The sequence below is a fragment of the Bradyrhizobium sp. Leo170 genome, assembly GCF_004296405.1.
Classification (GTDB): Bacteria; Pseudomonadota; Alphaproteobacteria; order Rhizobiales; family Xanthobacteraceae; genus Bradyrhizobium.
Genome location: NZ_PSRR01000677.1, coordinates 1 through 1,695 on the forward strand (window position 1 = coordinate 1; position 1,695 = coordinate 1,695).

A 1,695-nucleotide genomic window follows, 5' to 3' on the forward strand; every position below is an offset into this window, starting at 1 on the left:
CCGCCTCCGGCCGACTTCGGCACCAAGTTTTCCCGCGAGGGCGTCGCGATTGGGCCGCGGCGTATCGAGGACTTCCGCGCCGAGCGGCGCGAGGTCCAGGAGGGCGGCCGCACCGTCATCACCGAGCCGGGCCGTATGATCATCCGCGACCCGAGCGGCCAGGCCTATATCCGCCACAGCGAGATCGATCGCTTCCGCTACGGCGCCCGCGACGTCCAGACTCAGACGATCGGCGCCGAGACCCGCACGGTCGTGGTCCGTCCGGACGGCTCGCAGATCGTCACGGTCGTGGGACGCGATGGCCAGTTGCTGCGCCGGATCAGGCGTGACCAGGGCGGCCGCGAGATGGTCATCATCGACAACAGCTATCGCGACCCGCGCGCGGTCGGCGGCTTCTATGTCGACATGCCACCGCCGGTGGTCCGTATCCCCTACAACCGCTACATCGTCGATGCCGAAGATGCGTCGCCGGATGTGATTTACGACACCATGGTGGCGCCGCCGGTCGACCGGATCGAACGCCGCTATTCGCTGGACGAGATCCGCTACAGCCCGAACGTGCGCATGCTGATGCCGAGCATCGACGTCAACACCATCAACTTCGACACGGGATCGTGGGAGATTTCCCAGGATCAGGCGGCGAAGCTTCAGGTGATCGCCGATGGCTTGATCCGCGCGCTCCAGCGCAATCCGCAGGAGGTGTTCCTGATCGAGGGCCACACCGACGCTGTCGGTAACGAGGTGGACAATCTCTCGCTCTCTGACCGCCGCGCCGAATCGACGGCAGAGCTGCTGACCCAGCAGTTCCAGGTCCCCGCGGAAAACCTGACCTCGCAAGGTTACGGCGAGCAGAACCTGAAGGAGCAGACGGACGGCCCGAGCCGCATCAACCGGCGCGTCACCATCCGCCGCATCACCCCGCTGCTCAACGGCGGCACCGCGTCACTGCCACCGCGCTAAGGCGAGCGGTTTCGAACAAATGGCCGGGAGCGATCCCGGCCATTTTTGTTTCGTCGAGTGCTCAGTGCGTTCGGCTATATGCGGGCTTCGCGCATGGCGGTGACATGCCGATGCGTGAGCCGCAATGTCCGCTTCACCTTTTCATCTGATGCGGATCGTAGAAGAAGCGCTCCTCGATCAGTTGCTCGCCGCGCCAGGTTTGCCAGGCGACTTCCTCCACGGTGCGCACGCTGCCGTCCTTGCCGGTGAATTCGAAGCGCCAGCAGATCGCCGAATGGTCGCCGTCGAGCAGCAGCGGTCCGAGCCTGGTGGTCTTGACGCCGGCAACGGAAGCAAGCACCGCGCGCTCCCGTTCGGCCAGCGCATCGCGGCCGATGCGCGGCGCGCCGTCATTCTCCTGCGTCCGCGCATCCGGCGCATAGAATTTCAGGATGGCGCCGACATGGTCGTTGGATTCAACGGTGGCGGCAAAGGCTTGCAGCGTGGCGAGCGAAGGCATCTGCTACTCTCCTCTGCATACCGACTGACGGTCGGCATTTACCGACCATGGGTCGGAAAGTCAATTGGCTCGGCCGTGGAACTGCGCTAAGGGTGATGATTCTAGGTTAGAGCGACCGACGGCCCCTTCTCCCTCTCTCCGTTCTTACGGGGAGAGGGTTGGGGTGAGGGGCTCCATCCGCGAATGCGATGACAGACGGACTCGCGGAGACTCCCCCTCACCCGAAATTCAAGCTG

At 64.6% G+C, this 1,695-nt stretch carries 2 protein-coding genes; one reads left to right on the forward strand and one right to left on the reverse strand.

Features of this window, described 5'->3' with window-relative positions; genetic code table 11:
- Window positions 1-960 (forward strand): OmpA family protein (locus CWO89_RS43925; protein ID WP_130584349.1); only part of this gene is annotated, 960 nt, incomplete at its 5' end.
- A 133-nt stretch (window positions 961-1,093) separates the two neighbouring features.
- Here the strand turns inward: CWO89_RS43925 and CWO89_RS43930 are convergent.
- Window positions 1,094-1,459: a nuclear transport factor 2 family protein gene (locus tag CWO89_RS43930; RefSeq protein WP_130584350.1), complete on the reverse strand. Its 366-nt coding sequence runs from the start codon at window positions 1,457-1,459 to the stop codon at window positions 1,094-1,096.
- Window positions 1,460-1,695 lie beyond the last annotated feature (236 nt).

Bases quoted from the DNA above. Each gene is read 5' to 3' on its own strand.
- CWO89_RS43930 (WP_130584350.1), bottom strand. From the start codon at position 1,459: ATGCCTTCGCTCGCCACGCTGCAAGCCTTTGCCGCCACCGTTGAATCC.